The sequence below is a fragment of the Streptomyces sp. NPDC002125 genome, assembly GCF_053593715.1.
This window is the reverse complement of the sequence record NZ_JBSFDD010000026.1, coordinates 68,391-92,325: the sequence shown is the minus strand read 5'-3', so window position 1 is coordinate 92,325 and position 23,935 is coordinate 68,391. Positions and strand designations below refer to the sequence as shown.

Genomic DNA, 23,935 nt, shown 5'->3' with positions numbered 1-23,935 from the left:
GCTGCTCAGGCGGTGAAGCGGCCCGCCCTGCGGATCTCCGGGTAGTCGGTCGTCGCGCCGTCCAGGCCCAGGGCGCGCACCAGACGCAGATGGTCCTGGGTGTTCACCACCCAGCCGATCACCTTCAGGCCCTCCGCGTGTGCCCGCTCGACCACCTCCAGGGTGAGGCGGCGGATGTTCAGGGCCAGCGTCGCCGCGCCCACGGCCTTCGCCCGCTCCACCACATCGCTCTCCCAGCGGCTAACGATGAGCACCGTCCGCACCCCCGGCACCAGCTGGGCGATCTCGGCGACCGCCTCGTCGTGGAACGAGGACACCTCGACCCGGCCGGCCAGATCACGCCGCAGCATCACCTCGGCCAGCGCCCGGGCCGCGGCGACGTCCTTGATCTCGGCCTGGAGGGGTGAGCCGACCGCGTCGAGGACCTCCTCGAAGACGGGCACCTTCTCGCCCAGGCCGGCGTCGAGCTCCCGGAGCTCCGCCAGCGTCTTGTCGGCGATCAGCCCCCGCCCGTCCGTCGTGCGCTCCACGTCGGCGTCGTGCATGACGGCGAGCGCGCCGTCCTTGCTCAGATGAAGATCCAGCTCGACGGCGTCCATGCCGGCCTGTTCCGCGCGCGTGAACGAGCGCAGCGTGTTCTCCGGCTCGACGCCCATGACCCCGCGATGACCGATGGTGAGAAAAGTCAAGGCACTCCCGCTTCCGTCCGTCGTTCTCGTCCAGCGTGGCGGCTCCTACCCACAGGGAACCAGTTCTCGCGCACGGGACCGAGTCCGCGCGGCCAGTCCGGCGGAAGAAGTTGTCCCAGGGGGGTGTGGCAGGAAAAATAACGGTGACCATGGGGGGAGGGCAGGATAATTTTCTGTCCTCCACTTGTCCGAAGGAGCCGTGCATGGATACGGTTGCTTGACGCGAGGTTCTCCCGTGAAGGAAGTGTTATGACGGAAATTCTTGAGCATGCGACCGCCACCGGCGCGATAACTGCTGACCAGCGGGTCGTGGAGCACCCGGCATGGCCCTCGCTCAAGAGTGCCGTCGAAGAGCTCCGCCCCTGGCAGTCCAAGGACGGCTCCATCGACTTCACGGCGGAAGGAGCCCCCACCGCCGCCCAGGCCGAGGCCGTCGTCACCCGTGTGACCACCGCCGTCGAGCAGCTCTCCCCGCTGCTCCCGCACGACGAGACCTACCACCGCGCGCTCGTCGAGGACCTGCGCCGCTGGGCGGCCGACGGCTTCGGTGTCCCGGACTTCCTGGACTCGCTGCTCGCCTTCCAGCCCGCCCGGAACCGCGTCGACGGTGTGCAGCACCTGGTCGTCTTCGCGATGTACACCCAGAACGGCAACCCGGACCGCAACCTCGAAGCGGTCGTGCTGCGGATGGTCTGGCCCGAGTGGCTCGCCGATCTGGAGGCCACGCGCTATGACAACCCGCTGTTCTGCGGCATCACCTTCGAGGACTTCACCTCGGGCTACGACACCAACTCCGCGGTCCTCTTCCCCGAGACCATCGCCGTGCGCGAGGCGCCGGAGCGCTTCAGCTGGGGCGGCATCTTCTGCGACCGCGAGGCCGCCCGCTTCCGCCGCGTGACCGAGGCCTCCGTCGACCTGCTGTGCGTCGAGCTGCCCGACGACATCCGCGAGATGATCGGCGACCAGAAGCGCTGCGAGCAGGCGTTCGTGCTCTGGGACATGGTCCATGACCGCACCCACAGCCATGGCGACCTGCCGTTCGACCCCTTCATGATCAAGCAGCGCCAGCCGTTCTGGATGTACGGCCTGGAGGAGCTGCGCTGCGACCTCACCGCCTTCAAGGAGGCCGTGAAGCTGGAGACCGAAGGCGTCGCCCAGGGCCGTGACGTCCAGTTCGCGGTGCTCTTCGACCGTATGTTCCGCTTCCCCGTCACCGGCGAGCGGGTGCGCAACTACGACGGCCTCGGCGGCCAGCTGCTCTTCGCCTACCTCCACAAGCACGACGTCGTCCGCTGGACCGACAACACGCTCCGGATCGACTGGTCCCGCGCCCCGCAGGTCACCAACCAGCTCTGCGCGGAGATCGAGACGCTCTACCGCGACGGCATCGACCGCCCCAAGCTCGTGCACTGGTTCGCGGCCTACGACCTGGTCGCGACCTATCTCGCCCCCCACCCGGGCTCCCGCTGGGCCAAGGGTCCGGACGCCCTGGACCTGGATCAGCCCCCTCGCAAGCTTGTCGACGACGTGCTTCCGGACGAGTTTCCCCTGAGCATGTTCTATGAGGCGCTTTCGAAGAAACTGAAGCATGTGATCGCCTCCACCAAGGGGATCACTGCGACGGATGCCGGGCGGGCAGCTGCGTGAGCGCGCGTTTTCAGGAGGCGGTGGCGATGAACGGAACAGGCAGGGCCGACAGCGATGCGCTGGAAGGCGCGGTGATCGCGGTGGCCGGAGCGGCGGGTCCCGCCGGCCGGGCGACGCTGCTCCGGCTCGCCGAGGCGGGCGCGACCGTGGTGGCGTCCGACGCCAATCCCGAGCGGCTGGCGGAAGCCGTCGACGCGGCGCGGTACGCACACGGCGGGGCGACGGTCACCGGTGACACGGTCGACCTCCTCGATCTGAGGGCCACCCAGGAGTGGGTCGTCAAGACGGAGAAGGAGTTCGGCCGCGTCGACGGACTGGTCCACCTCGTCGGCGGCTGGCGCGGTGGCGCGGGCTTCGAGGACACCAGCCTCGCCGACTGGGACTTCCTCGAGAAGCTCCTGATCCGCACCGTCCAGTCCACCTCGCTCGCCTTCCAGGACGTACTCCGGCGCAGTGACCGTGGCCGTTACGTGCTGATCAGCGCGGCCGGGGCGAGCAGCCCCACCGCGGGGAACGCCGCCTACGCGGCGTCCAAGGCCGCGGCCGAGGCGTGGACGCTCGCCCTCGCGGACTCCTTCCGCAAGGCGGGGGGTGACGCCGGCCCGACGGCGGCTGCTGCGATCCTGGTGGTCAAGGCACTGGTGCACGACGCGATGCGCGCCGAGCGCCCGAATTCGAAGTTCGCGGGCTTCACCGACGTCAAGGAGCTGGCCGAGGCCATCGCCGGAGTCTGGGACGAGCCCGCCGGAGAAGTGAACGGAAAGCGTCTGTGGCTGACCCCGCAACCGTAAGAACCGATGCGCGACGTCATCACGATCCGCAGGAGCGCGGCTTCGCGAGCGACAACTACGCGGGCGCGCATCCGGAGATCCTCGCCGCCCTCGCCCTGGCCAACGGCGGCCACCAGGTCGCCTACGGCGGGGACGACTACACGGAACACCTCCAGCGGGTCATGCACAGCCACTTCGGCCCCACGGCCGAGGCCTTCCCTGTCTTCAACGGCACCGGGGCCAACGTCGTCGCCCTCCAGGCGCTGACGGACCGCTGGGGTGCGGTGATCTGCGCCGAGTCGGCCCACATCAACGTGGACGAGGGCGGGGCGCCGGAGCGGATGGGCGGACTGAAGCTGCTCACCGTCCCGACCCCGGACGGGAAGCTGACCCCCGAGCTCATCGACCGCCAGGCGTACGGCTGGGACGACGAGCACCGCGCCATGCCGCAGGTCGTCTCGATCACCCAGAACACCGAGCTCGGCACCGTCTACACGCCCGACGAGATCCGCGCCATCTGCGAGCACGCCCATGAGCGGGGCATGAAGGTCCACCTCGACGGCGCCCGTATAGCCAACGCCGCCGCGTCGCTGGACGTGCCGATGCGCGCGTTCACCAACGTGGTCGGCGTCGACGTCCTGTCGTTCGGCGGCACCAAGAACGGCGCGCTCTTCGGCGAGGCGGTCGTCGTCCTGAATCCGGACTCGGTCCGGGCCATGAAGCATCTGCGCAAGCTGTCGATGCAGCTGGCCTCCAAGATGCGCTTCGTCTCGGTCCAGCTGGAGGCGCTGCTCTCGCGCGACCTCTGGCTGCGCAACGCCCGGCACTCCAACGCCATGGCGCAGCGCCTGGCCGAGGGGGTGCGCGCGGTGGACGGCGTGGAGATCCTCTACCCCGTCCAGGCGAACGCCGTCTTCGCGCGGCTGCCGCACGAAGTGTCGGAACGGCTGCAGAAGCGGTTCCGCTTCTACTTCTGGGACGAGGCGGCCGGCGATGTCCGGTGGATGTGCGCCTTCGACACCCGTGAGGAGGACGTCGACGCCTTCGTGCTCGCGCTCAAGGAGGAGATGGCCCGATAGCGGGCAGAATATATATGCGGCCGACCGGAATTGTATTGCGTCCGGTCGGCCGCGTCGTTACGCTTCCCGGGCATGGAGCTTATCCAGCACGCCCCCGAAATTTCGGCATACCTCGCCGACGACGAGGTCATCGACCATCGCCATCCGTTCGTGCGGGAGACCGCGGACTCCCTCGGGGCCGAGTCGGGTGATGCATATGCATACGCGGCTGCCGCCTTCGCATTCGTACGCGACGCCGTGCCCCACTCGATGGACACCGGTGATCCGCGGGTCACCTGGCGCGCCTCGGACGTGCTCGCCGCCCGTACCGGGATCTGTTACGCCAAGGCCCATGCCCTGACCGCCCTGCTCCGCGCCGGGGGGATCCCCGCCGGCCTCTGCTACCAGCGGCTCTCCGACGAGGGTGTGGACCCCGTCGTCCACGGTCTGGTCGCGGTGCGGCTTCCCGGGCGCGAGCGGTGGGTCCGGCAGGACCCGCGCGGCGGTGAGGCGGGGGCCGGTGTCCGCTTCTCGGCCGACGAGGAAAGGCTGGTCTGGGCTGTACGGCCCGAGTTCGGCGAGGTCGACTACCCGGTGGTCCACGACGCCCCGCATCCGGCGGTGCTGCGCGCGCTGCGCGGTGCGGGGGACCGGGCGGAACTGTGCCGGAACCTCCCCACGGAGCTCTGAGGCCGGGGCGTCCCTCGCCCGGTCGGAGTCCGGCGCGCGCCTTCCACCGGGCGCGCGTTCCGTCGGGGCGCCGACGGGGGCGGGCCGCCGGGCCTGCCGGGGGCGGTCACCAGCGCCGTCGAGCCGCCCGAGAAGCCCGGCGGCCCGTGGGAGCGCGGATCGCGCCCCCACGGGCCGGTGTGACGTTTCCTCCGCCCGTGGCGGCCGGGGTCAGCCGCGCTCGCGCACCTCGGCGGGCGTCGGAGCCGTACCGCCCAGGTGGGCCGGGATCCACCAGGTGTCGCTCGCGTCCTTCGGGCGCACCGGATAGGCGCGCTGCGCCGCTTCGAGGAGCTCCTGGACGCGCTCGCGCAGCCGGCGGGTGATCGCGCCCGCGTACTGGTCGGCGGGGGCCTCCACTGCCTCGCCCACGCGGATGGTGATCGGGGTGTGGCTGCGGCGGAAGTTGCGCGGCCGGCCCTTGGTCCACAGACGCTGGGTGCCCCACAGCGCCATCGGGATCAGCGGTACGCCGGCCTCCTGCGCCAGCCGGGCCGCGCCCGACTTGAAGCTCTTCAGGGTGAAGGACTGCGAGATGGTCGCCTCCGGGAACACGCCGACGATCTCACCCGCCCGGAGCGACGCGAGCGCGTGCGCGTAGGCGTCCTCACCCTGGTTGCGGTCGACGGGGATGTGCTTCATTCCCCGCATCAGAGGGCCCGAGACCTTGTGCCGGAAGACCGAGTCCTTCGCCATGAAGCGGACGAGCCGCTTCTGCGGCAGGGCACCGAGTCCGGTGAAGATGAAGTCCAGATAGCTGATGTGGTTGCTGACCAGAACCGCGCCACCGGTCTTCGGGATGTGCTCCGAACCCTGGGTGTCGATCTTCAGGTCGAGCGCCTTGAACAGCGTGCGAGCGGCGCCGATGACCGGCCGATAGACGAGTTCTGCCATCTGGATGAAGACCCTTCTTCAATGCCTGGGGAGGGTTCTCCCGGCGGAAGTTACGCAGCCGTAGGTTTTCGGCATTGGGGCGATCGTGCCCCATGTGCGACGCCGTGGCCAGCCCCTAAGCCCCCGGGGCGAGAGATTCTCGTCACGTGAAACATCCGGGAATGTAATGAGGTCGCCCGGCGCTGACCCTCTGCGCGGAGCTCTCGGGAGGAGACAGGGATGGACGGGCAGATGGCGGACGGCAGGCTGGACGCGGTCCAACTCGGCGCGGAACTGGGGCAACGGGCGACTCTCGTCCAGTTCTCGAGCGCCTTCTGCCAGCCCTGCCGCGCGACCCGGCGCACGCTCGCGGAGGTGGCCGGGATGGTCGAGGGCGTCGCCCACGTGGAGATCGACGCCGAGGCGCATCTCACTCTCGTGCGGCGGCTCGGGATCAGCCGGACGCCCACCGTCCTGGTGCTCGACGCGTCGGGCCGCGTCGTCCGCAGGGCGGCCGGCCAGCCGCGTACGGCGGACGTGGTCGCGGCCCTGGGGCAGGCGATATGACGGACCGTGACGCTTCTCCCACATGACGGAACGCACTTGACTGTGCGCACCACGCATCGTCAGTCTGACGCTATGCCGCCAGAACTCCTTCTCTTCGGCCGGGTCCATGTCGACCTGGTGCGCTACGCGAGCGCGCGCTGTCCGGGTGTCTGAAACACCCTCGGCCCCGTACGCCCCCTCGCAGAAGGACCCTTCCATGACGGCCTCGCCCGACCTCCGTACCCCTCTCACGGCGACCCCCGAACTCCTCCGCTCCGTCTTCCGGAACCACGCGGCCGGTGTCGCCGTGATCACCGCGGCGGGCGCGGGTCCGGTCGGCTTCACCGCCACCTCGCTCAATTCCGTGGCCGCCGAGCCGCCGCTCATCTCCTTCGGGGTGGGCACCTCGTCCTCCAGCTGGCCCGTGGTCGCGGAGGCGGAGCATGTGGGCGTGCACATACTCGGCGAGGGTCAGCAGGAGCTCGCCGCGACGTTCGCCCGCAGCGGCGCCGACCGGTTCGGCCCGTCCACCGACTGGAGCACCGGTCCGGAGGGAGTTCCCCTCCTGGGCGGTGTGGTGGCCTGGCTGGTCTGCCGGGTGGTGGCCAGGATTCCGGCGGGCGACCACCGCATCGTGATCGCCCAGGTGGTCGCGGGGGACCCCTCCGGGGGCGGCCGTCCGCTGGTCTACCACCAGGGCCGTTTCACGGCTCTGCGAGACTGAGGGCGAGCAAGGCGGTGCCGGAGCGGAGTCCGTTGGCTACGTCACAGTTCCAAGCGCTTGCTTATGGGTAACGTACTGGGTGTACTGGCGAGTAATATCGCACTGGGACCTCGGTCGCCCCGACCGGAAACCGCCCGATAAGGCGCCTATGCTGCGTGCAACAAGGCAGCCCAGAAATGACGATGCAGTAGGAGAGCCGGCGTGAGCTTGAGGATCGTTGTCTGTGTGAAGTACGTGCCCGACGCCACCGGCGACCGGCACTTCGCCGATGACCTGACCCTGGACCGTGACGACGTCGACGGTCTGCTGTCGGAGCTCGACGAGTACGCCGTCGAGCAGGCGCTGCAGATCGCCGACGAGGCGGACGACGCGGAGATCACCGTGCTCACGGTGGGTCCCGAGGACGCCAAGGACGCGCTGCGCAAGGCGCTGTCGATGGGCGCCGACAAGGCCGTCCACGTCGAGGACGACGACCTGCACGGCACCGACGTCATCGGCACCTCCCTGGTGCTGGCCAAGGCCATCGAGAAGACCGGTTACGACCTGGTCATCTGCGGCATGGCGTCGACCGACGGCACCATGGGCGTGCTGCCGGCGCTGCTCGCGGAGCGCCTCGCCGTCCCGCAGGTCACGCTGCTCTCCGAGGTCTCGGTCGAGGACGGCACCGTCAAGGGCCGCCGCGACGGCGACTCCGCGAGCGAGCAGCTCGAGGCGTCCCTCCCGGCCGTGGTCTCCGTGACCGACCAGTCGGGCGAGGCCCGTTACCCCTCCTTCAAGGGCATCATGGCGGCCAAGAAGAAGCCGGTCGAGGCCCTGGACCTGGAGGACCTGGAGATCGAGGCGGACGAGGTCGGTCTCGGCGGCTCCTGGACCGCGGTCGACTCTGCGGCCGAGCGTCCCGCCCGCACGGCGGGCACGATCGTCAAGGACGAGGGTGAGGGCGGCAAGCAGCTGGCCGAGTTCCTCGCGGGCCAGAAGTTCATCTGAGCCCCGGCTGTTCCCTCCACCGCCCCGCACTTTCTCGCACGCAGGAGATTGAAGTCCCATGGCTGAAGTTCTCGTCTATGTCGACCACGTGGACGGTGCCGTCCGCAAGCCCACGCTGGAGCTGCTGACGCTCGCCCGCCGTATCGGTGAGCCGGTCGCCCTCGCGCTGGGCAAGGGTGCCGCCGACACCGCCGCCGTGCTCGCCGAGCACGGTGCGGTCAAGGTGCTCACCGCGGACGCCGCCGAGTTCGCCGACTACCTCGTCGTACCCAAGGTCGACGCGCTCCAGGCCGCCTACGACGCGGTGTCCCCGGTCGCCGTGCTCCTGCCCTCCTCCGCGGAGGCCAAGGAGATCGCCGCGCGTCTCGCGCTGCGTATCGGCTCGGGCATCATCACCGACGCCGTCGACCTGGAGGCCGGTGCCGAGGGTCCGGTCGCGACGCAGTCCGCGTTCGCCGCCTCGTACACCACCAAGTCCCGTGTCTCCAAGGGCACCCCGGTCATCACGGTCAAGCCGAACTCGGCCGCCGTCGAGGCCGCCCCCGCCGCCGGCGCCGTCGAGGCCCTCACGGTCTCCTTCTCGGCCACGGCGACCGGCACCAAGGTCCTCTCCCGCACCCCGCGCGAGTCGACGGGCCGTCCCGAGCTGACCGAGGCCGCGATCGTCGTCTCCGGCGGCCGTGGCGTCAACGGCGCGGAGAACTTCGCGATCATCGAGGCCCTCGCCGACTCCCTCGGTGCGGCCGTCGGCGCCTCGCGTGCCGCGGTCGACGCCGGCTGGTACCCGCACACCAACCAGGTCGGCCAGACCGGCAAGTCGGTCTCGCCGCAGCTGTACATCGCCTCCGGCATCTCCGGCGCGATCCAGCACCGCGCGGGCATGCAGACCTCGAAGACCATCGTCGCGGTCAACAAGGACGCCGAAGCCCCCATCTTCGATCTCGTCGACTACGGCGTCGTCGGCGACCTCTTCGACGTCGTCCCGCAGCTCACCGACGAGGTCAAGTCCCGCAAGGGCTGACCCCGCAGGTACGACGGCCCGGGGCCGCGTGGTGTTCTCACCGCGCGGCCCCGGGCCGTTTCCGATCACCATTGACGCACGACCAGACGCCTTATAACTTCACTATGCGGATGAAGGATTCCGGGAAGCGGAAATCGCCGAATCATGGAGGGTACGGTCATGGGTCAGCAGGAGAAGGTGGCAACGAGCCTCGCCGGCACGGTCGGTGAGGAGATCGGCGCTTCCCTCGCGGCGGTGGACGCCGAACTCGCCCGCCGATACCCGGGAGACCCCGGCACACGCCAGCCGGTCCACACCGTCTACGTGCCCGCCGACGACTTCACCGCCACCACCCTGCGCTCCTGGGGTGACCAGGCGCTCGCGGCCCTCGACGAGCACGCCCCGGACGCCACCGCTCTCGCCGGAATCCTCGGCATCCCGCAGGAGCTCGCCGGGCCCGTTCACGACCGGGTGCGCGCGAAGCTGGAGCGCGAACCCGTCGAAGATCTGCGCATCGACTTCGAGGACGGCTACGGGCCGCGCCCCGACGCCGAGGAGGACGAGGCCGCGGCCCGCGCGGCTCGACTGGTGGCCGCGGCGTACGGCGACGGCACCGCTGCTCCGTACATGGGCATTCGCATGAAGTGCATGGAAGCCGCGGTGCGTGACCGGGGCATCCGCACCACGGACATCTTCCTCACCGGGCTGATGCGGGCCGGAGGCCTGCCCGACGGGCTCGTGCTGACGCTGCCCAAGGTGACGTACCCCGAGCAGGTCACCGCCTTCGTGCGGCTGCTCGAAGCCTTCGAGGAGACCCATGGGCTGCCGGCCGGGCGCCTCGGGTTCGAGATCCAGATCGAGACCAGCCAGTCGATCCTGGCCGCCGACGGCACCGCCGCCGTGGCCCGCATGATCGACGCCGCGCGGGGCCGGGCGACCGGGCTGCACTACGGGACCTTCGACTACAGCGCCTGCGTCGGTGTCAGCCCCGCTTACCAGGCCAGTGACCACCCCGCGGCCGACCACGCCAAGGCCGTCATGCAGGTCGCGGCGGCCGGCACCGGCGTACGCGTCTGCGACGGCTCCACCAACGTGCTGCCCGTCGGTCCCGCCCAGCAGGTCCACGACGCCTGGCGCCTGCACTACGGCCTCACCCGTCGCGCCCTGGCCCGCGCCTACTACCAGGGCTGGGACATGCACCCGCGCCATCTGCCCACCCGCTACGCGGCCGTCTACGCCTTCTACCGCGAGGGTCTGGGCCAGGCCGCCTCCCGGCTGGCCGCCTACGTCGCCAAGGCGGGCGGGGACGTCATGGACGAGCCCGCCACCGCCAAGGCGCTCAGTGGTTACCTCCTCCGCGGGATCGACTGCGGTGCCCTGGACGCCGAGGAGGTCACCGGGCTCACCGGTCTGACCCGCGCGGACCTGGACGGCTTCGCCTCGCCCCGGCGCGGCGGACTGACCGTGACGGCGCCGTAGGGGCTACGGCGCGGGAGGGAGTTCTCCCGAGCCGCGGGGGATGAGCCGGGTCGGGAGTTCCACCCTGACGGGTGCGTGACCCGCGCCGTCGAGGCGGCGGAACAGGTGTTCCGCCGCCGTGCGGCCGACGGCCGCGGCGTCCTGGGAGATCACCGTGATGCCGAGCAGATCGGCCAGTTCGATGTCGTCGAAGCCGACCAGGGCGATCCGGCGTTCGCGCTCCGCGAGGACACGCACGGCGGTGACCGTCACCCGGTTGTTGCCCGCGAACACCGCGGTCACCGGCTCGGGGCCGGAGAGCATGGTCTCGACCGCGGACCTGACCCGGGCCGGGTCGGTCGGTCCGAGGGAGACCCAGGACTCCGCCACCTCGATCCCGGCGTCCGCCAGGGCCGCGTGGTAGCCGCGCAGTCGTTCCGTGGCGGTGTGGATGCGCGGCTGGTCACCGACGAAGCCGATCCTGCGGTGGCCGTGCGCGATCAGATGGGTGACCCCGGCGCGTGCGCCGCCGAAGCTGTCCGACAGGACCATGTCCGCGTCGACCCGTCCCGCAGGGCGGTCGACGAAGACCGTGGCGATGCCCGCCTTCATCTCGGGTTCCAGATACCGGTGGTCGTCCCCCGCCGGGATCACGATGAGGCCGTCCACCCGGCGGGCGCAGAGCGCCAGGACGAGCTCCTGCTCGCGCTCCGGGTCCTCGGCGCTGGAGCCGTTGATCAGCAGGGCCCCGTGGGCGCGGGCCACCTCCTCCACGGCGCGGCTCAGCGGGCCGTAGAACGGGTCGGCGAGATCCTCCAGGACCAGGCCGATGGACGCGGTGCGGCCCTTGCGGAGGACGCGCGCACTGTCGTTGCGGCGGAAACCGAGCGCCTCGATCGCCTCCTGGACACGGCGCTCGGTGTCAGGGGTGACCCCGGGCTCGCTGTTCACCACCCGGGAGACCGTCTTGAGGCCCACACCGGCACGGGCCGCCACATCCTTCATGGTCGGCCTGTTGCCGTAGCGGGACTCGGAGTGACGGGCGGTCTCGGCCACGGTGCGCTGTCCTGTCGTCGGGAACGGGTGGTTCCGGCCCCTGTACGCGGGGCTGGTTGCTGTGGCGTCGAGCATAGGCCCTGGACAACGTTGTCAAGAGAATGGAGACTGGGCGGACCATAAGACTGAAGCCGCAGGTCCTGCGCCTCACCCCTCCGGAGAGTCCACACCGATGCATACCGACCTCGTCGCCGCGCTCGACATCGGCGGTACCAAGATCGCCGGGGCTCTGGTGGACGGCGGCGGATCCCTTCTCGTACGGGCGCAGCGGCCCACGCCCGCACGGGAGGGCGCCGAGGCGGTGATGGGCGCCGTGAGCGACGTCCTCGCCGAGCTCACGGCCTCCCCGCTGTGGCACCGGGCCGGCGCGGTCGGCATCGGCAGCGCCGGCCCGGTGGACGCCTCCGCGGGCACGGTCAGCCCGGTCAACGTCCCCGGCTGGCGCGGCTTTCCGCTGGTCGACCGCGTGGGCGCGGCCACGGGCGGCCTGCCGGTCGCGCTCGTGGGCGACGGGGTCGCGATGACGGCGGCCGAACACTGGCTGGGCGCTGCCCGGGGGTACGACAACGCGCTGTGCCTGGTCGTCTCCACGGGCGTCGGCGGCGGCCTCGTACTCGGCGGAAAGCTGCACCCCGGCCCCTCGGGCAACGCGGGCCACATCGGCCACATCAGCGTCGACCTGGACGGCGACCCCTGCCCGTGCGGTGCGCGCGGGTGCGTGGAACGCCTCGCCAGCGGCCCCAACATCGCCCGGCGGGCCCTGGAGAACGGCTGGCGGCCGGGCCCGGACGGAGACGCCACGGCAGCGGCCGTCGCCGCGTCCGCACGGGCCGGAGACCCTGTCGCGGTCGCCTCCTTCGAGCGGGCCGCCCAGGCGCTCGCCGCGGGAATCGCCGCCACCGCCACGCTCGCCGACATCGACATCGCGGTGATCGGCGGGGGAGTCGCGGGCGCGGGCGAGGTGCTCTTCGCACCGCTGCGCAGGTCCCTGCGCGACTACGCCACGCTCTCCTTCGTCGAAGGGCTCACGGTGACCGCCGCCGTCATGGGCACCGACGCGGGCCTCGTGGGGGCGGCTGCCGCCGCTTCCACGGTCCGTCCGGGCGGCGCCAACGGCGTACGGGCCGTGGCCGCGCAGTAGGCGTGTGCGGGCCGGTGCTCCGCGCCACGGCGGGGACGGCACCTGGCGGCCGGGGTGGCCCCGGTCCTGCGCGGCGCTGTCCGGATCAGCCGCTCCGGTCCGTGCTCTGCTGGGGCACCACCACCAGGAACGCGTCCCGCTCCATGTCCATCACCACCTCGGCGGGCGTCCCCTCGCCGCGGCGGGCCGCCGCGAACTCCTCCGCGGGCCGGCTGCCCCGAGGCCCACCCGCGGGAAACTGCTCAAGTACCGTGCGGCGCACCGCGTACCCCCTCGTCGTTCCACTGGCTGTCCGCTCCAACGACGCTCGGCGGCACCTCGTTACGGCCGGACTCGTACAGTGGGACGCCCCCCGGTGGTGCTCCGGCGGCATCCCGGCGCAACCGCGCGCCCCGACGGGGTTTCCGCAGCGGGGTGTTGCGGGCAAGCCACAGGCTACGGAATCCGCCGCGGTCCGGCTCCCGGACCGCCGGTCCCTACCCGACGAGGTGGTCTCTCCTGGCACGCAGGAGCGCGCGGTGAGCCCGGTGACCGAGAACAGGGTGCCGCCTTGCGCGCCCAAACCCGTCAGTGCACGATCCGGCGGAGCTGGAAAGGCCGGTCTCGGCTGCCGAAAAGCATAGGCGTCAGAGGTGCGGCGCCGAGTACGAATGACGCCTTGACCTGCGAAGAGTCGGTGGTCATGCCCCTAATCGGCGGTCAGTCAGTGCCTCCGGGCCTGGTGACACTCCCTCCGGATCATGGTTAACAGGAGGGGGAAGCCATGCCGGGACCCGAGGCCGGTAGCCCACCTTTTCGCCGCGGCTGGGGCGATGATTGCCGAAGCCTCCATCTCGAACGCGGTCGGCCGCGCCACCCGCACATCACCCCCCTGCACCCCGGTGCCCCCACCGCCGGCCGGTGTCAGGTCGCCAAGGCCGCCCGTGCAGCTGTGTCGTGGCCCCGGAGTCCCCGAGTCCCGGACGTGGGTGCCCAGCACGGTAGCGATTCGGGGGCGATCAAAAAAAGGATCACCACCGTCGACGCGGCACCTCTTATGGATCACTTAAGGACTGGATCAGAGGTACTTAAGGTCGCGTCTCGCATCCTGGGGGAGTGGTGACGTCGGCCGGGGGTGTGGAGGTCGATGTGTTTGCCACTGTGTCGTCGACGGTGCCGCGGAAAGGGAAAGTCTCCACAGGTTGGACGTCATCCCCACGGTCGTTCGATCCGCTCGCCCGCAGCCGTGCTCTCTTTGGGCAGTCCCGCGCCGTGCAGGACCTTACGCTTGAGTAACTTTCTGTACATAACCCCGGTTTCCGTGCCTCCTTCGTCAAAGGGGAGGTAATTTCCTGCGGTACCTCAACTTGAGTGAATGATCAGGAGAAAAGAGCACATGTCAGGTGCAGTGGACAGCTTCAGCTATGGGCTGGTCACACCTGTGGCGGCCTATCTGATGGCCTGTCTGGGGTCGTCCCTGGGGCTCCGTTGCGTGACGCGCACGGTGGTGTACCAGCAGCAGGGAGGCCGGGCCGCCTGGCTCGCGCTCGGAGCCGCCTGCCTCGGAGTCGGAATCTGGACGATGCACTTCATCGCGATGATGGGCTTCCGGGTGGACCAGGCCGCCATCACGTACGACGTCCCTCTGACCGTGCTCAGTCTCGTGGTTGCCGTCGCCGTGGTCAGCCTCGGCGTCTTCATGGTCGGGTACCGGGGTGCCACGACGCGCGTCCTGCTGGCAGCGGGCGTGCTCACCGGCCTGGGGGTGGCGGCCATGCACTACCTGGGCATGGCCGCCCTGCGAGTGCGCGGTGACATCCAGTACAGCGTGCCGCTGGTGCTGCTGTCCGTGGTGATCGCGATCATCGCGGCGACCGCAGCTCTCTGGGCCGCGGTCAGCATCCGCGGATTCCTGCCCTCCCTCGGCGCCAGCGTCGTCATGGGCATCGCGGTCACCGGCATGCACTACACCGGCATGGCGTCCGTCAGTGTCCACCTGCACACCACGGGCGGTTACAACGCGGGACAGTCCGCCGGTGCCCTGCTGGTTCCCATGCTCGCCGGTCCGTTCGTCTTCCTCGTGCTCGCGGCCGTCATCGTGATGTTCGACCCCGTCCTCGTCGGCGGGGATCCCGCGGGCGGCGACATCTCCGGCCGGCAGCGGGAGTCCATCGCCGTACAGCTGAGCCATCAGCCCGCCCCTTACGAGCGGCAGCCGCGGGACATCAGCGCGCCGCGGCCTGACTGGCAATGACGGTCCCCGCCCCGCGCGGGGCGGGGACCTGGGTCCTGAACGGGCCCGACGAAGCCACCGGTGATTTGCTCGAGCCGGACGTATCCGTGCAGCGAGCGCACCGGCCACCCAGCACCAACACGCACCAAGTAAAGAGAGTTGCCATGCCCATACCTGCCAGGAAGCTGTCATTCGCACTGACGGCCGCGCTCGGAGGGTCCCTCGCCCTCGGTGTTTCCGCCGCACCCGTCGCAGCGGCCGAGACCACCAGCTGTGAATCGCCCTTCGGTGTCGCCAACGGCTACGGCGAGTTCATCGAGACCGACCTGCGCCACACGCCGGACGCGGAAGGGGCCGTCGCTGTCGGCGGGAACGCCGACTTCACCGGCGGATTCTCCGTCGGCCAGGAGCTGACCGCGTCCGAGGTCAAGGACCTGCCCGGTGGCAACGCGCTGATCGTCGGCGGTGACATCAAGGGAACCGTCAACGTGATGAAGGGCAACGCCCTTCACACCGGCACGGTCGACGGCAGGATCGAGATGCACCAGGGCCGAGCCACCCAGGCTTCCTCCCCGATCGACTTCACGGCCGAGTTCGCGAAGCTGCGGAACGTCTCCGACCGGCTGAACACCAAGTCCGAGGGCGCCACCTACTCGCTCGTGGGCAACGTCATGCAGCTCACCGGCACCGACGCCGACAGCAACTCCTTCGTGATTCCCGCGAGCAGGCTCGCCCAGGCGAAGGAGATCCGCATCAAGGTGCCCGTCGGCGCCGTCACCGTCGTGAACGTCACCGGCGCTTCCTACGACCAGGCAGCGGCCGGCACCAGCTCGTTCCAACTGCACGACGCCGCTACCGGCACGTACGTGAACGACGACAAGATCTCCAGCGCCTCCGGCGGGAAGATCCGCGAGAAGCTGTTGTGGAACTTCCCCGAGGCGACCTCCGTCGCCAAGAACAGCCCGAACGCCTGGCCCGGCAGCATCCTCGCCCCGAAGGCCGCCTTCGACCTCGGCAGCGGCGGACCCGTCAACGGCTCGGTCATCGCCAAGTCCCTCACCGGCACAGGTGGCGCCGAGACCCACCACTACCCGTTCACGGGCTGCCTGCCGGATGTCCCGGGCGACTCCTCCACGGACGAGCCGACCGAGACGCCCTCGGACACCGAGACCGGCGACACGCCGTCGACCGACACCGAGGAGGCTCCCACGCCTTCCACGGACGCCTCCACCGCAACGGGTGGCACCGAGGCAGCCTCGGGCGACAACGGGTCCAGCACCTCGGGCAGCCCCACCGAGGACGCCTCCGCCCCGGCCGACGCGGCCTCGAACGCCTCCGGTGACCTCGCCCGGACCGGCGCCGGCGTGGCCGGCCCGCTCGCGATCGCCGGCGCCCTCGTCGTCGCCGTCGGCGCGGCCGTCGTCCTCCTTGCCCGCCGTCGCAAGGCCTGACCGGCCAGCGCCATGAAAAGGGTCCGCCGGGCGCCTTCCGTGAGAAGTACGCCCGGCGGACCCGTCAGGTCGTGATCAGCGCACGGCGTACGCGTCGGTCACGGTCTGGACGATGGAGTTGCCGTTGGCATCCGTCAGTTCGGTCTTCAGCGTGACCAGCTTGCCGGCCGCTCCCTCGTGGTTCACGGTCGCGGTCCAGTGGCCGCCGCGCTGGGCGGTGGTGGCCTGGTTCCAGGTCGCGCCGTCATCGTAGGAGTAGGAGACCGCCGCGGCGACCAGCTTCCCGGGGGTGTAGCCGGCGTGGCCGGTGACACTCAGGCCGATCGTCTGACCGTCCTTCGCCGGAAGGGACTTGAGCCCGTCGGTCGCCAGGTCGTAGCCCGGGAAGAGCAGCGGAATCCCCTGCGAGTACGCGGTCTCGTCCCGCTGCGAACGGAACTTCCACGTGGTCACAGTTCGGTTCGACCGGGTCCACACCGCGGCGGGCTGGCCGAACTTGAAGGTGCGCAGGGTGAGTTCGTACGCGGAGTCCTCGGCGGGGACGTCGAACACTCCGGAGGGCCAGGCGCTTTCGCCGATGACCGTGCCATCCCTGGAGAGCGTCATGCTGCCCACGTCTCCGAAGGTTCCCTGGAGACCCTGGTGCTCGGTGTCCCCCCAGAAGGCAGTGGCGACACCGATCCGGTTGTCCTGTCGCTCGGCGGCGAGTGCCTCCTTTCCTTCGGCGTCACGCGGCGTGGACGGGCCCACGATCCCCCGGTACCAGTTCTCCGTGCGGTGCGATCCGGCCTTGTAGGTGTGTGCCGGGTCGACCATGGACTCGCCCCACGGGAAGCTGGAGGAGAGGTACCGCTCCCAGGAGGTGTCGCCGGCCGAGTAGTACTCCGTGCGCTTTCCAGGGACTGCGACGACATCGAACGCGAAGCCGAAGCGCCCGCCGAACGGCCGACTGTGGACCATGGTGTCGACGTAGTCGGCCGCGACGCCCATGGCCTCGTACGTGGCCGTGGACCTGCCGAGCTTGCGATCACGGACCTTGTACGTGCGGTCCGAGGTGAGTGTGCCGGTCTCGGGGAAGGTGAGGTTGTAGACGAAGGGGCTGGCGGCGGTGGCCTTCCAGCTCAGCTTCACCGGGCCGTCGGTCAGGGCCGTGGTCAGGCCGGCGGCTTCGGACGCCGGCACCGCGAGGATGGGCAGGGGAGGCGCGGTGTAGCCGGCGGAGGGCTGCCATCGGCCGACGGACGGCCGGTGCGCGATGATCGCCTTCGCTCCCGCGGCCTTGGCGGCACGTGCCGGGACGATCAGGGACCCGTTGTCGGCGACCGACACCAGGGCGATCTTCCCAGCGACGTCGGCTGCCTTCAGCTCGTCGGCGGTGCCGGTGCCGGCGTCGACCAGTGCGGCCTCACCGGTACCGTCGAGGTTGACGGCGCCGGTGCTCGCGGTCTGCGGGTGCAGCTCGGCACCGCCGACGACCGAGAGCTTCTCGATGAGCGGGGCGTACGCGCGCCAGGAGCTGGTGAACTCGAATTCGCCGTCACCGGCCCGGCCCTCGATGTCGGCCAGGTAGTTCTTCACCGCGCGGGTGCCGGTCATGGAGCCCGAGTGCAGCCAGACGTCGTCCCAGGTGCGGCCGAACGCAAGGGTGGTGGAGCGGTTCTCGGAGGCGCGGTCCTCGGTCTTGACCTGGAGCCGGTGGGCGTCGCGGGCGTCCAGGACCAGCGTGGTGTCCTTGGTGACGTTCAGCTGCGGCCTGGCGAGGTAGCCGATGGACTCGACCATCCTGCCGGTGGCGTCGTCCAGGTCGGGCGAGGTGATGAAGCTGGAGACGAAGTACGCGCCGGGGCGTACCTGGTAGGTCTGGTCATTCGCTCCGTTATTGAAGCGGCGCTCGCCCTGGGCCGTGTCGGTGCCGATGACGTCGAGCGACGAGGAGCCCGCGGCGGGCTTGCCGGTACGGTCGACGAGCTTGACGCGCAACGTGACCGTCTCCGCGCCGATGTACAGGGAGAACGGGGTCGAGACCTTGACACCGCCGGGGCCGGTGGCCAGCACGCGTCCGGTGACATCACCGTACTGGGCGGCCTTGAGCTTCACCGCCGGGTCCAGGGCGAGCGGAACCTTGACGGTCGCTCCGGCCGGGACCGTGACGGTGCTGGTGCCGAGCTTGGCGACGGGGGAGCGGAGGTCCGAGCCGTCGTTGCCCGTGACGCGCTGGACCTTCAGCGACAGCTTGACCGGCGCGGTGCCGGAGTTGGTGTACGGAACGTCGACCGTGGTGCGGTCGCTCCTGTCCTGAGGCCAGTTGAAGGCGCCGCCCCGCACTGCGGGGACACCGACGACCGTGGTGTCGATGGCGGCCTTCAGATCGAGCCGGCCACCGCCCGTCTCGCGTACGTCGCCGGGGATGTCGCTCCTGGCCGACGACACGAGGGCCGCCTTGATCTGCTGGGCGGTCCAGTCCGGGTGGCGTTGCCTGACGATCGCCGCGGCACCCGCGACGTGCGGGGTGGCCATGGACGTTCCGGACATCGTGCGGTAGGCGTAGACGCCGCGACCGCCCGCCGCCGCGGCCGAGATGGCGACGCCGGGGGCGGCGATCTCCGGCTTGAGGGTGTGTGAACCGATCACCGGTCCGGGACTGGAGAACCGGGCGGTGGTGTCGTCACGGTCCACGGCGCCGACGGTCAGTACCCCGGGAGCGCAGCCGGGCGAGGAGACGTTGTTCAGTGCCGGTCCGGTGTTGCCTGCCGCGACGACGAACAGGGTGTGCTCGCTCTTGGCGAACTCCTCGGCGGCGACGCTCATCGGGTCGGTGCAGTCGGTGGGCGTCGGGGTCCCCAGGCTCATCGATACGACGTCCGCCTTCTGGTCGACGGCCCACTGCATGCCGGCGATGATCCAGGATTCGGCGCCGGAGCCGTAGTCGTTGAGGACCTTGCCGGCCAGTAGTTCGGCGCCGGGGGCGACGCCCTCCTTCTTTCCGTCGCTCGCCGCGCCGGTGCCGCCCACGGTGGAGATGGTGTGGGTGCCGTGACCCTGTCGGTCGTCGGTGGTGTCGGAGTCGGTGAAGTTCTTCGCGGCGGCTATCCGGCCCTTGAGGTCGGGATGCCCGGCGTCGACACCGGTGTCCAGGACGGCGACCTTGGTGCCCTTGCCGTCGTATCCGGCGGCCCAGGCGAGGTCGGCGCCGATCTGCTGGGTCGACTTGTCCAGGGTGCTCTGTACCTTGCGGTCGAGCCAGAGCTTTTTCAGTCCGCGGGCTGAGCGTGAACGGGAATTCGTGGCGTCGGACCAGAAGTCGGCTGCCTTCGCCTTGTCCGCCTTGAGCGCGATACCGTCGATGGCGTCGAGTACGAGGCCTCGTTCGGCGCCGCGCGGAGTGACGGGTACGGAACGGGCGGCATTCTCACCGTAGACGGCGATCAGCGGCAGGGTCGTCGTGCTCGCGTCGTCGTAGCCCTGGCGGACGAGTCCGCTGACATTGAACAGTTCCTCGTCGACCGTGCCCGCCGCCAGCGCATCGGTGGCGGTGTCGGGATAGACGTACAGATCCTTGCCGGCCCGCCTGGTCTGTACGAGAGGCAAGGTGCCGTCCTCACGCGGCAGTGCCGTGACCGACGGATTCCCTGAACTGCCGTCGGTGAAAAGGACTTTGTCGCCGGTGACGAGGGTGACGGTGACCGGCTTCTCCGATGCGGCATCGGCTGTGACGCTGCCGGTCAGTGGCTTCTTCGTGGCCGTGCCGTTCTGCGGCGCAGCCGCGGACGGTGCGACCGCCGTGACGGCAAGGACGGCGGCGGTGGCCGCTCCCAGTGCCGTGCGCGATATACCCATCGCTCTCCCCAAAACGAAATCGGAACATGCCTGAAACAAACCGAGGGAATTCGGAAGTTGTCGGAACTGCTCTGGCGACACATTGGCAGAGCGACATGCGGTGGAGGGATGATGGATACGGCGGGTTTATGCCTTGGCCGTTTTCCGCCACGGGCATTACCTGACAGAAGGTCAGCATGCCCTGGGAATCCGGCCGTGCCGGAGCTCCAGGTCGGGAGGTGACGTGGGGCGGTGCTCTGCGGCCCGGGCCCGTACAGGCCGTGGCATGCGTGCTGTCGAGCAGGGCGTTCAGCTGGCGTCCGTCAGCGGTGAGTGGGAATCGCCAGCTCATGCACGGTGCCGGATCGGGCCGCCGGCCTCGGGGACCTCGTGCGTGGGACAGGGGGAGCAGGCCGTGTGGCGAGCGCAGAGGGGGCAGCCTGGCTTGCCTGAAAATCGCCGTGATAAGACATCGTTTCCTATGGTGGCTGTTGGGGCCTGAGCCATGCAGGGATACTGCTGCTGTGCTGTTGACTTGGATTGCTGAGGTGGCGGACGAGCCCTTGGTGCTGGAGCCTGCTGACCGGCGAGTGGAGTGGGAGACCAATACCTGGTCGCTGGGTGCGGCGGACGAGGACAGGGACTCGTTATCCGCCGCCGAGGTGGTGGCTGCCTTCGAGTGGACTGCTGCAGCCATAAAGGAGCGCATTCTTGGTCTGAACTTCTCCGGGGCGGCGACGTTCTACGTGTGGCACGACGAACAGGCCCGGCAGCTCCGGTGCTCGACCGGCTCCGTGCCCCCGGACGCGTTGCCGTTCGGCGGTACCTATGTGGCTTCCGACGACCTCGGTCCGATCGTCGAAGGCTTTTTGGCAGACAGCGAGCCCGGCTCCGGCGCATGGTCGAACCTGGACGACGAGAGCCGCTCGGAGCAGACCGACACCGAGCCGGAGATCGCACCCTTCCATGTCTGGGTCAGCAGTGTCGGAGCCTCACACTGACTAGTCCTGTCTGTGCACGCGTACGAGGCGGCGGTGACAGATGAGGGTCACGGCTATGCCGACGAAGGCGAGGAAGTGCTCGGGCTTGCGTTCGTAGCGGCGGTGTAGGCGTCGGCAGCCGGCCAGCCAGGAAACAGTTCGTTCAACAACCCAACGGTGGCGGCCGAGCCGCTGCGAGGACTCAACGCCCTTGCGGGCGATACGGTGGCGTATGCCACGGCCGCGGAGCCATCGCCGCAGGTGGTCATAGTCGTAGCCCTTGTCCGCGTGCAGCTTCCCAGGCCGCCTGCGGCGGGGTCCACGGCGGGAGCGGATGGGCGGGATTCCGCGAATGAGCGGTTCCAGGCCCTGGCTGTCGTGCATGTTGGCGCCGGAGATGCCCAGCGACAGCGGCAGTCCGTTCCGGTCGGTGACCAGATGGATTTTCGATCCCAACTTGCCACGGTCGGTCGGATTCGGTCCCGTCAGAAGCCCCGTTACCGTCTTCGTGGCCTCGCAACGAGGCTCCCGGCCTTCGGCCCCGGTATGACTTGAGCCCCCAGTCGAGATGATCGAAAAGGTGGTGTCGCCGGTGCCGAAGGCATTGGCAGACCGCTGATTAGAGGCACGAGCGCCTTCGGGCAGTCTCTTCGTAACGTGGATGCCGGCACGTGATGCCGCAGGTGAGGCCGGGGAGAGTGCGAGCACGGGAGCGAAGGGCATGTCGGACGAGACTGGCATCGACGTCTATCTGGGCCTGGACGTCGGGAAGGGTGATCATCATGCCACCGCCGTGAACCGGGCGGGGAAAAAGGTGCTCGACAAGCCGCTGCCCAACAGCGAACCGAAGCTGCGGGAACTGTTCGGCAAGCTCCAGACCAAGCACGGAACGGTCCTGGTGGTCGTCGACCAGCCGGCTTCGATCGGGGCCCTGCCGCTGGCGGTCGCCCGGGACACGGGCTGCCACGTCGCCTACCTGCCCGGACTCACGATGCGACGGATCGCCGATCTCTACCCCGGCGAAGCGAAAACCGACGCCCGCGACGCGTTCATCATCGCGGACGCCGCCAGAGCGATGCCCCACACCCCGCGGACGATCGATCCCGCGGACGAGACGATCGCCGAACTCGCGATGATCTCCGGGTTCGACGACGATCTCGCGGGCGAATCCACCAGGATCGCCAACAGGCTCCGCGGCCTGCTCACCCAGATCCACCCCTCCCTGGAAACGCGTCCTGGGTCCGCGGATCCAGCACCCGGCTGTGCTCAAGCTGCTGGACCAGTTCGGTTCCCCAGCCCGGATCCGCAAAGCCGGAAGGCGACGGCTGGTCACCCTGTTACGGCCGAAGGCACCGCGGATGGCAGAGCGGCTGGTGGAAGACATCTTCACCGCACTGGACGAACAGACCGTCGTCGTCCCGGGCACGGAGGCCGCCGCGTTGATCGTCCCCAGCCTCGCGAGTTCACTCCAGTCCGTTCTTGACCAGCGCAAGGTCCTTGCCGCCCGGATCGAGGAACTCCTGGAGGCCCACCCTCTTTCCCAGGTCCTGATCTCGATGCCAGGCATCGGAATCAGGACCGCCGCCCGCATCCTCGTCGACGTCGGCGACGGCAGCGGCTTCGCCACCGCCGGCCACCTCGCCGCATACGCGGGCCTGGCACCCGTGACCCGGAACTCCGGTTCCTCCATCCGCGGCGAACATCCTTCCCGGCGAGGCAACAAACAGCTCAAAAGAGCCTTCTACCTCGCCGCGTTCGCTTCGCTCTCCCAGCCCGAGTCACGTGCCTACTACGACCGCAAACGCCGCGAAGGCAAACACCACATTGCCGCCCTCGTCGCACTGGCACGACGCCGCATCGACGTCCTCTTCGCCATGCTCCGCGACGGCACCTTCTACCAGCCGCCCACACCGACTACGGCTTGACGAAAGCCATAGAGGCACGTTACCTATCAAGTGGCCCCCTCCTCCTACGTGTCCTACTCGCTGACCGCGGCGAACACGGTGCGGCTGGACACGCTGCTGCTACCGGTGCCGGAGGGCACCCGTGCCAAGGCCAGCCTGAACCTGGTGAAGCGCTCGGGGAGCGCGAGGGTGCTGGAACTGAAGGCCGACTCGCTCAAGGGCTACTACCTGCGAGCGGCAGACGACGGGACCACCCGCGACTTCGGACCGTACAGCTACGACGGACCGCTCGCCTACGTCGACCAGGACCAGGGCGTGCAGCGCATCCTGCTCACCGGCGGCACCACCCTCCGCCAGGGCAGGAGCACCCTCCTCACCGCAGACCAAGCTCTGGAGGGCACTCTGGCGGTGCGGTTGAACAGGCGGGACAAGACCATCGAGATCACCGGAACCGCCGCCGAGGCCGGCGGCGCGAATCTCTGGCTGGCGGCTGCCTGGGCGCGTGGCGCCACCGTCGCCGGGCAGACCGTGCGCCTCGTACACAAGGGCCATCTCGTGTCGGTCGCAGCCCTGCGTTGACTCGTTCGCGTCACCTGCCCGGTGAACGTCCGAACGCGGTGGTGAGCGATCCGGGGGTCACCGGCGTGCGCTGGCCGGAGCCCGAGACCGGAAGGCGCGCCCCAGTCCTTCTCGGGGTCCACGGACGTGGCGAACCACTCGTCCAGACGACCGGCCAGTTCCGCCTGGACGGCGGCGTGGTGCGGATCGCCGGACAGATCGCGCTCCTCGCCCGGACCGGTCGTCAGGTCGTAGAGCTCATGGGGTCCGTGCGGGCTCGTCGTCGGCGTTTACGACCCCACCCACACCGCCACCACCGTCACCGTCGAACTCGAC

General features: G+C 69.7%; 21 protein-coding genes and 1 pseudogene. 16 read left to right on the top strand and 6 right to left on the bottom strand.

Annotation, left to right across the window (positions count from 1 at the left end; all coding sequences use genetic code 11):
* Positions 1 to 5: 5 nt before the first annotated feature.
* Positions 6 to 656, bottom strand: coding sequence for a glycerophosphodiester phosphodiesterase (locus tag ACWCQM_RS32360; protein ID WP_450918663.1), 651 nt, complete (start codon positions 654 to 656; stop codon positions 6 to 8).
* A gap of 282 nt (positions 657 to 938) precedes the next feature.
* Between ACWCQM_RS32360 and ACWCQM_RS32355 the strand changes: the two genes are divergently transcribed.
* The 4 genes from ACWCQM_RS32355 to ACWCQM_RS32340 all read left to right on the top strand — a co-directional run bounded on the left by ACWCQM_RS32355 (position 939) and on the right by ACWCQM_RS32340 (position 4,854).
* The gene (locus ACWCQM_RS32355; protein WP_450918628.1) at positions 939 to 2,336 is read left to right on the top strand and encodes a DUF6421 family protein; all 1,398 of its coding nucleotides are present in this window, start codon (positions 939 to 941) and stop codon (positions 2,334 to 2,336) included.
* Between the two features lie 26 nt (positions 2,337 to 2,362).
* A complete protein-coding gene (locus ACWCQM_RS32350) occupies positions 2,363 to 3,127 on the top strand; it encodes an SDR family NAD(P)-dependent oxidoreductase (protein WP_450918627.1) in 765 nt (254 codons plus the stop codon).
* A complete protein-coding gene (locus ACWCQM_RS32345) occupies positions 3,106 to 4,185 on the top strand; it encodes a threonine aldolase family protein (RefSeq protein ID WP_450918626.1) in 1,080 nt (359 codons plus the stop codon). The genes ACWCQM_RS32350 and ACWCQM_RS32345 overlap by 22 nt, the downstream gene beginning before the upstream one ends.
* A gap of 72 nt (positions 4,186 to 4,257) precedes the next feature.
* A complete protein-coding gene (locus ACWCQM_RS32340; RefSeq protein WP_450918625.1) occupies positions 4,258 to 4,854 on the top strand; it encodes a transglutaminase-like domain-containing protein in 597 nt (198 codons plus the stop codon).
* Between the two features lie 210 nt (positions 4,855 to 5,064).
* On the opposite strand, the gene ACWCQM_RS32335 is transcribed toward ACWCQM_RS32340, so the two are convergent.
* Positions 5,065 to 5,787 carry a lysophospholipid acyltransferase family protein gene (locus tag ACWCQM_RS32335; RefSeq protein WP_450918624.1) on the bottom strand — a complete coding sequence of 241 codons (723 nt, stop codon included), beginning with the start codon at positions 5,785 to 5,787 and terminating at the stop codon, positions 5,065 to 5,067.
* A 219-nt stretch (positions 5,788 to 6,006) separates the two neighbouring features.
* Here ACWCQM_RS32335 and ACWCQM_RS32330 point away from each other — a divergent pair, with 219 nt between their 5' ends.
* The 6 genes from ACWCQM_RS32330 (at position 6,007) to ACWCQM_RS32305 (ending at position 10,502) form a co-directional block, all read left to right on the top strand.
* Entirely contained in the window at positions 6,007 to 6,333 is a 327-nt protein-coding gene (locus ACWCQM_RS32330) for a TlpA family protein disulfide reductase (RefSeq protein ID WP_450918623.1), read from the top strand.
* A 72-nt stretch (positions 6,334 to 6,405) separates the two neighbouring features.
* Positions 6,406 to 6,486: a putative leader peptide gene (locus tag ACWCQM_RS32325; protein ID WP_323179255.1), complete on the top strand. Its 81-nt coding sequence runs from the start codon at positions 6,406 to 6,408 to the stop codon at positions 6,484 to 6,486.
* A 43-nt stretch (positions 6,487 to 6,529) separates the two neighbouring features.
* Positions 6,530 to 7,036, top strand: a complete 507-nt coding sequence (locus ACWCQM_RS32320) for a flavin reductase family protein (protein ID WP_450918622.1) — start codon at positions 6,530 to 6,532, stop codon at positions 7,034 to 7,036.
* Between the two features lie 201 nt (positions 7,037 to 7,237).
* Positions 7,238 to 8,023: an electron transfer flavoprotein subunit beta/FixA family protein gene (locus ACWCQM_RS32315; protein WP_450918621.1), complete on the top strand. Its 786-nt coding sequence runs from the start codon at positions 7,238 to 7,240 to the stop codon at positions 8,021 to 8,023.
* A gap of 58 nt (positions 8,024 to 8,081) precedes the next feature.
* Positions 8,082 to 9,044 (top strand): electron transfer flavoprotein subunit alpha/FixB family protein, encoded by a 963-nt coding sequence (locus ACWCQM_RS32310; protein WP_450918620.1) that lies wholly within the window; start codon positions 8,082 to 8,084, stop codon positions 9,042 to 9,044.
* Between the two features lie 159 nt (positions 9,045 to 9,203).
* Positions 9,204 to 10,502, top strand: coding sequence for a DUF6986 family protein (locus tag ACWCQM_RS32305; protein WP_450918619.1), 1,299 nt, complete (start codon positions 9,204 to 9,206; stop codon positions 10,500 to 10,502).
* A gap of 3 nt (positions 10,503 to 10,505) precedes the next feature.
* Here the strand turns inward: ACWCQM_RS32305 and ACWCQM_RS32300 are convergent, their stop codons facing one another.
* Positions 10,506 to 11,537: a LacI family DNA-binding transcriptional regulator gene (locus ACWCQM_RS32300; protein WP_450918618.1), complete on the bottom strand. Its 1,032-nt coding sequence runs from the start codon at positions 11,535 to 11,537 to the stop codon at positions 10,506 to 10,508.
* Between the two features lie 172 nt (positions 11,538 to 11,709).
* Here ACWCQM_RS32300 and ACWCQM_RS32295 point away from each other — a divergent pair, with 172 nt between their 5' ends.
* The gene (locus ACWCQM_RS32295; RefSeq protein ID WP_267077319.1) at positions 11,710 to 12,678 is read left to right on the top strand and encodes an ROK family protein; all 969 of its coding nucleotides are present in this window, start codon (positions 11,710 to 11,712) and stop codon (positions 12,676 to 12,678) included.
* A gap of 85 nt (positions 12,679 to 12,763) precedes the next feature.
* Here ACWCQM_RS32295 and ACWCQM_RS32290 read toward each other — a convergent pair whose 3' ends face one another.
* Positions 12,764 to 12,940 carry a hypothetical protein gene (locus tag ACWCQM_RS32290; RefSeq protein WP_450918617.1) on the bottom strand — a complete coding sequence of 59 codons (177 nt, stop codon included), beginning with the start codon at positions 12,938 to 12,940 and terminating at the stop codon, positions 12,764 to 12,766.
* Between the two features lie 1,113 nt (positions 12,941 to 14,053).
* Between ACWCQM_RS32290 and ACWCQM_RS32285 the strand changes: the two genes are divergently transcribed.
* On the top strand, positions 14,054 to 14,911 hold the full coding sequence (locus tag ACWCQM_RS32285) for an MHYT domain-containing protein (protein WP_450918616.1): 858 nt from the start codon (positions 14,054 to 14,056) through the stop codon (positions 14,909 to 14,911).
* 143 nt (positions 14,912 to 15,054) lie between these two features.
* Positions 15,055 to 16,341, top strand: coding sequence for a choice-of-anchor A family protein (locus ACWCQM_RS32280; RefSeq protein ID WP_450918615.1), 1,287 nt, complete (start codon positions 15,055 to 15,057; stop codon positions 16,339 to 16,341).
* A 75-nt stretch (positions 16,342 to 16,416) separates the two neighbouring features.
* Here ACWCQM_RS32280 and ACWCQM_RS32275 read toward each other — a convergent pair whose 3' ends face one another.
* The gene (locus tag ACWCQM_RS32275) at positions 16,417 to 20,178 is read right to left on the bottom strand and encodes a S8 family serine peptidase (RefSeq protein WP_450918614.1); all 3,762 of its coding nucleotides are present in this window, start codon (positions 20,176 to 20,178) and stop codon (positions 16,417 to 16,419) included.
* Positions 20,179 to 20,681: 503 nt separating this feature from the next.
* On the opposite strand from ACWCQM_RS32275, the gene ACWCQM_RS32270 reads away from it, so the two are divergent.
* Complete coding sequence (locus ACWCQM_RS32270) at positions 20,682 to 21,158, top strand: hypothetical protein (protein ID WP_450918613.1); 477 nt, start codon at positions 20,682 to 20,684, stop codon at positions 21,156 to 21,158.
* On the opposite strand, the gene ACWCQM_RS32265 is transcribed toward ACWCQM_RS32270, so the two are convergent.
* The gene (locus tag ACWCQM_RS32265; RefSeq protein WP_450918612.1) at positions 21,159 to 21,860 is read right to left on the bottom strand and encodes an IS5 family transposase; all 702 of its coding nucleotides are present in this window, start codon (positions 21,858 to 21,860) and stop codon (positions 21,159 to 21,161) included.
* Here ACWCQM_RS32265 and ACWCQM_RS32260 point away from each other — a divergent pair.
* Positions 21,859 to 23,062, top strand: a pseudogene (locus ACWCQM_RS32260) (IS110 family transposase). The gene ACWCQM_RS32265 and the pseudogene ACWCQM_RS32260 sit on opposite strands and share 2 nt — an antisense overlap.
* A 30-nt stretch (positions 23,063 to 23,092) precedes the next feature.
* Positions 23,093 to 23,620: a hypothetical protein gene (locus ACWCQM_RS32255; protein ID WP_450918611.1), complete on the top strand. Its 528-nt coding sequence runs from the start codon at positions 23,093 to 23,095 to the stop codon at positions 23,618 to 23,620.
* Positions 23,621 to 23,935 lie beyond the last annotated feature (315 nt).

What these genes read in the sequence shown, in the direction of transcription:
- ACWCQM_RS32360 (WP_450918663.1), bottom strand. Translation starts at nt 656, where the DNA reads ATGGGCGTCGAGCCGGAGAACACGCTGCGCTCGTTCACGCGCGCGGAA.
- ACWCQM_RS32355 (WP_450918628.1), top strand. Translation starts at nt 939, where the DNA reads ATGACGGAAATTCTTGAGCATGCGACCGCCACCGGCGCGATAACTGCT.
- ACWCQM_RS32350 (WP_450918627.1), top strand. Translation starts at nt 2,363, where the DNA reads ATGAACGGAACAGGCAGGGCCGACAGCGATGCGCTGGAAGGCGCGGTG.
- ACWCQM_RS32340 (WP_450918625.1), top strand. Translation starts at nt 4,258, where the DNA reads ATGGAGCTTATCCAGCACGCCCCCGAAATTTCGGCATACCTCGCCGAC.
- ACWCQM_RS32335 (WP_450918624.1), bottom strand. Translation starts at nt 5,787, where the DNA reads ATGGCAGAACTCGTCTATCGGCCGGTCATCGGCGCCGCTCGCACGCTG.
- ACWCQM_RS32330 (WP_450918623.1), top strand. Translation starts at nt 6,007, where the DNA reads ATGGACGGGCAGATGGCGGACGGCAGGCTGGACGCGGTCCAACTCGGC.
- ACWCQM_RS32325 (WP_323179255.1), top strand. Translation starts at nt 6,406, where the DNA reads ATGCCGCCAGAACTCCTTCTCTTCGGCCGGGTCCATGTCGACCTGGTG.
- ACWCQM_RS32320 (WP_450918622.1), top strand. Translation starts at nt 6,530, where the DNA reads ATGACGGCCTCGCCCGACCTCCGTACCCCTCTCACGGCGACCCCCGAA.
- ACWCQM_RS32310 (WP_450918620.1), top strand. Translation starts at nt 8,082, where the DNA reads ATGGCTGAAGTTCTCGTCTATGTCGACCACGTGGACGGTGCCGTCCGC.
- ACWCQM_RS32305 (WP_450918619.1), top strand. Translation starts at nt 9,204, where the DNA reads ATGGGTCAGCAGGAGAAGGTGGCAACGAGCCTCGCCGGCACGGTCGGT.
- ACWCQM_RS32295 (WP_267077319.1), top strand. Translation starts at nt 11,710, where the DNA reads ATGCATACCGACCTCGTCGCCGCGCTCGACATCGGCGGTACCAAGATC.
- ACWCQM_RS32285 (WP_450918616.1), top strand. Translation starts at nt 14,054, where the DNA reads ATGTCAGGTGCAGTGGACAGCTTCAGCTATGGGCTGGTCACACCTGTG.
- ACWCQM_RS32280 (WP_450918615.1), top strand. Translation starts at nt 15,055, where the DNA reads ATGCCCATACCTGCCAGGAAGCTGTCATTCGCACTGACGGCCGCGCTC.
- ACWCQM_RS32275 (WP_450918614.1), bottom strand. Translation starts at nt 20,178, where the DNA reads ATGGGTATATCGCGCACGGCACTGGGAGCGGCCACCGCCGCCGTCCTT.
- ACWCQM_RS32265 (WP_450918612.1), bottom strand. Translation starts at nt 21,860, where the DNA reads ATGCCCTTCGCTCCCGTGCTCGCACTCTCCCCGGCCTCACCTGCGGCA.